Origin of the sequence: Novosphingobium umbonatum (assembly GCF_004005905.1) — a bacterium.
GTDB lineage: Bacteria > Pseudomonadota > Alphaproteobacteria > Sphingomonadales > Sphingomonadaceae > Novosphingobium > Novosphingobium umbonatum.
This window is the reverse complement of record NZ_SACO01000034.1, coordinates 1-4,066: the sequence shown is the minus strand read 5'-3', so window position 1 is coordinate 4,066 and position 4,066 is coordinate 1. Positions and strand designations below refer to the sequence as shown.

Below are 4,066 nucleotides of genomic sequence, written 5' to 3'. Positions count from 1 at the left end.
GCCCGCTGGTCAGCGCGATCCGAACCGCCTCTCGCTTAAAATCTTCACTATGCTTCATCATCTCGTCGGTCTCCTGTTGCGAGCATAAAACGCTCAGGTGACCGGCACAAATCCGTTACAAGTCCAACAACCACATGAGCCAGCGTAGAGAATGTCGCCTTGCCGCGCGCGATGGGCTTGGGGGGCGTGGGGGCCTGAACGATCTTCTCGCAGGACCGGCAGCTGTATTTTGGGCGCACATTGCGCAGCACGCGCCATTGCACCGGCGCCACATCGAGTAGTTCATCGCAGTCCTCGCCCAGCGGGCGCAAAGTGCCACCACAGGCTGGACAGGTGCAGGCGCCACCCTCGGGTTCTATCCGACGCTCTGCACGGGGCAGATGGGGTGGCAGAGATCGAATGGGCGCGGCACGCTCAGGGTTAGCCTTGATGGCCTTGCGGGCATCGGCCACCTCAGCCTCACCCTCGAGCTCTTCCAGCGTCAGTTCCAACTGCTCGATCTGGTCTGCCAGCCTCTCCGAAGATTGGCCAAAAGACATCCGCCGCAACTGTGCCAACTGGAAGCGTAGCGTCTCAATCAGCGTGTCGCGCGCGGCCAAGGCCGCCTTCAACTCGGCGATCAAAGCATCCTTATCGGGGGCAAGACTATCTGCGTCAGACACCCTGAGGCTATAGCGGATTTGCTCCCAACATGCCACAAAAACAGCAAAAATCAGCCATATTTATCCCGCCAGAAAGGGCTCCACCGTGCGCTCTGGCCGCCGCCAGTCAATGCCTTCGAGCAGCATGGATAGCTGAGCCGAAGACAGGCTGACCTTGCCCGTGGCCGTGGCGGGCCAGACAAACCGCCCCCGGTCCATCCGCTTGGAAAACAGGCATAGACCCTGGCCATCGTACCACAGCAACTTGACCAGATCGCCGCGCTTGCCCCGGAACGCGAACAGCGCGCCCGAATAGGGCTTCTCTTCCAGAACTTGCTGAGCCAGCACCGCCAGCCCATCGATCCCCTTGCGCATGTCGGTGGTGCCGCAGGCCAGAAACACCCGTGTCGAGGCTGGCAGGCCGATCATCGGTGCAAAGCCGCCACAATCCGTCCAAGCGCATCGGCATCAATGCCCGAACCCACTGTCAGCCTGATCCCCGAAGGCAGTTCGATCCCGATCTGGTCGCTGCTGGACGCCGGCGCAGGTAGCAACACCGGCGCAGGCGTAACTTCCACCTCGGCGAAAGCCGGGGCTTGTCGTGGCGCCCTGCCAGTCAACTCGCCAGTCAGCGCTTGCCGCCGCCATGTATAGACCTGCCCACTGCCGACCTCGTGCCGTTCACAGGCATCACGCACCGAACCGTCAGGCCCGAAGGCATCGCGCAGGACCGCCAGCTTCTGCTCAACGGTCCAATATCGGCGCCCTGAAACCCGCGCAGCGACCTCGATCCGAGTAGTCATACGAGGGCTCGTATGACTACTCGCCCCTTCGTGATCCATATCGTCCGACATCGCCGCTCCTAATCCGAACGGCTAGCTGCCCATCATGTCCTGTCTCGGCAAGGCGGCCCTCAGGCCACGCTTACCGCAAAACTGCACCGTCACGGCCATCTATATCGGCAATGGCCCCGAGCAAGCGGAGGACTATGACCAGGACTGGGAAGAACTGCTGACGGTCCTGTCCCGGCATCAAGCCCGTGCCTTGATCGTCGTACACCCCGACGTCATTTCCCAAGACCCTGCCCGACTTGAACGTGCCAAGGCGCAATTGCGAGCGCGTCATATCAGTCTTGTTGAGATCAGCTTCTATGCCCTGGACGTTCATTCCCAAATCAAGCAGACCATGGAGAATATTATGGCCTGGCAAAAAGGCAAACGGCCCGATAACAAATAATTGAAATTGTATAAGTTGCACAATTCTTTGGCGCTGGCATCTTACCAAATAGATGTCAGCGCCGTCACTTTATCACAGCCCCCCCAAAGCACGGCATAACTGACTCGATTTAGGACGCCACCATAATCGTCCTCGCCAGCATGCCGTATCGGGGTTACCTTTACAGCGCCAAATGATCGGAGCGCACATGACCCAGATCGCCATCGCCTATGGCCGCAAAAGTTTCGATGATCCGGAGAACCGGACATCTTCAGTGGCTGACCAAGAAATGTTTGCCCACGCCTATGCTCAAAGCCATGGCTTCAAGCTGGTCCAATTTTTTGGCGACAATGGCATCACCGGCGCCACTATGGTCCGTCCCGGGCTACAACAGGCGCTGGCTTTTCTCGAAGCAGGCAAAGCAAGCATCTTGATCATTGAGGACGTCGACCGCCTGGGCCGTGACCAGGAACATTTGGCATTTATCAGGAAGCGGCTGACAGCGTTTAATGTCGCTCTTCATACCGTTGTGGCGGGCAAGATTGATGATCTGACTTTCTCCTTCAAGAGCATCATCAGCGAACAGCAACGGGCGCGCATCGCCCATACAACGAGACGCGGACTGCGAGCCAAAGCTACGCGCGGCGGGGTAACAGGTGGTAAAACACTGGGCTACAAACGCCAGACCACCGGATTGCAAGCCGATGGAAGTCCACAGGATTGCCTGGAGATTGTGCCCGAAGAGGCTCAACTGGTCCACCGTATCTTTGAACTCTATGCCAGTGGCAAGAGCCTCAAAGCAATTTGTAAGATCCTCAATAACGAAGGCATTCCCTCACCCAGGGCCCGCGAAACCGGCAAATATAATGGCGGTCACTGGGGCCCTACCACGCTGTCCGGCGATCCAGCTATGGGGGAAGGTATCCTGAATAACGAAAGTTACATTGGCCGCCGCATTTTCAATCGGCGCACATGGGTAGAAATCCCCACCGATGATCGGGGCTTCAAACGCATCCCACGACTGAACCCGAAGGAACTTTGGGTCATTAATGAAGACGAGAATTTGCGCATCATCGAGCAGGATCTCTGGGACAGCGTCAAACGCCAACAAGCAGAAGCTCGCGAGATCAGGGACCGGCAGTTTAACAAGACCGGTAACCCGCTGTCCGGCGCCAAGCGTGCGCAACACTTGCTCAGTGGTCTCGTGGTTTGCGGCGGATGCGGAGAAAACTTTGTAAGCGCCGGTGGCCGGTGGCGCTGTAAACGCAGCCAGGGGGGCGCTTGCGACAATGCCTCGATCTCTGGCAAAGAGCTGGAGCAACGCGCGCTGAGCGGACTGCAAGACCGCTTGCTGACGCCTGAGATTATCGCCCGCTTTGCAGGGCATCTCCAGAAGGAGCTTGATGCCCAACACCGGGCCTCGCATGGTCGCCGTGATGAGCTGACCGCAGCATTGCGTGACACCAAAAACAGGAGCGTCAAGATCCTCAAGCGGATTGAGGAAGACGATGATGCTCCTCGCAGCCTCACCACTCGCCTTAAGGAACTGGAAGCGGAGGCTGAGAGGCTGGAATATGAACTTGCCCACCTTCCCGAACGGACGATCGTGCGCCTTCCCGCCAATTACGAGCAGTTCTACCGCAAAGCGGTTACTGATCTGACGGCCCATCTGGAGAGCGAGCACGCGTCTGCATCACGCAAGACCATTCGCGCGATGATTGATAAGGTTGTTGTGGGAGTTGGGAACAGCCGTGGCGGCAAGAAGCGCGCCTTGCAATTGCAGGGAGATCTTTATCGGATGCTGGACTTTGCGCATTGTAGCGCGGGGACGAGGTCTGCAAAGCATTCTGATAAGGACATAAAGGGCAACGGTGAAGAAAGTGGTACACCGTTGGTTGCGGGGGCAGGATTTGAACCTGCGACCTTCAGGTTATGAGCCTGACGAGCTACCGGGCTGCTCCACCCCGCGCCGGGATGTCCACAACCCATAAGCTCTCCACCACATCCCCTAACCACACAATCGGATCGGAAACATAGCGCAACAAGCCACAAGCTGCTTCTACAAGAAATGCTGCAAACACACTTGCGAACGGGTTTTTCAATCTTTTTGGATGCGTCGGCTATAATGCCTGGCGACGACCTACTCTTCCAACGCTTGAGCGTTAGTACCATTGGCGCGGTCAGGTTTCACGGCCGAGTTCGAGATGGGA

Annotated in this window: 4 protein-coding genes, 1 tRNA gene, 1 rRNA gene and 1 pseudogene; 2 read left to right on the top strand and 5 right to left on the bottom strand. The window is 57.8% G+C overall.

The genetic code is table 11. From position 1 onward, the window contains the following. Positions 1 to 125: 125 nt before the first annotated feature. The 3 genes and pseudogenes from EOE18_RS18110 to tnpA all read right to left on the bottom strand — a co-directional run. Positions 126 to 662, bottom strand: a pseudogene (locus tag EOE18_RS18110) (transposase domain-containing protein); the annotation flags it as partial. 60 nt (positions 663 to 722) lie between these two features. Continuing rightward, positions 723 to 1,070, bottom strand: a complete 348-nt coding sequence (gene tnpB / locus EOE18_RS18105) for an IS66 family insertion sequence element accessory protein TnpB (RefSeq protein WP_127712142.1) — start codon at positions 1,068 to 1,070, stop codon at positions 723 to 725. Further along, positions 1,067 to 1,444, bottom strand: coding sequence for an IS66-like element accessory protein TnpA (gene tnpA / locus EOE18_RS18100; protein WP_127712140.1), 378 nt, complete (start codon positions 1,442 to 1,444; stop codon positions 1,067 to 1,069). Before tnpA ends, tnpB begins: the two co-directional genes overlap by 4 nt. An 85-nt stretch (positions 1,445 to 1,529) precedes the next feature. Between tnpA and EOE18_RS18095 the strand changes: the two genes are divergently transcribed. Both EOE18_RS18095 and EOE18_RS19035 read left to right on the top strand, forming a co-directional pair. Continuing rightward, positions 1,530 to 1,877 (top strand): hypothetical protein, encoded by a 348-nt coding sequence (locus tag EOE18_RS18095; protein ID WP_127712138.1) that lies wholly within the window; start codon positions 1,530 to 1,532, stop codon positions 1,875 to 1,877. A 172-nt stretch (positions 1,878 to 2,049) separates the two neighbouring features. Next, positions 2,050 to 3,792: a recombinase family protein gene (locus EOE18_RS19035; RefSeq protein WP_425464308.1), complete on the top strand. Its 1,743-nt coding sequence runs from the start codon at positions 2,050 to 2,052 to the stop codon at positions 3,790 to 3,792. Here EOE18_RS19035 and EOE18_RS18080 read toward each other — a convergent pair. Beyond that, positions 3,749 to 3,825: transfer RNA gene (locus tag EOE18_RS18080), tRNA-Met, on the bottom strand. The genes EOE18_RS19035 and EOE18_RS18080 overlap by 44 nt on opposite strands. Positions 3,826 to 3,983: 158 nt before the next feature. Then, a 5S ribosomal RNA gene (gene rrf, locus EOE18_RS19030) occupies positions 3,984 to 4,066 on the bottom strand; the annotation flags it as partial.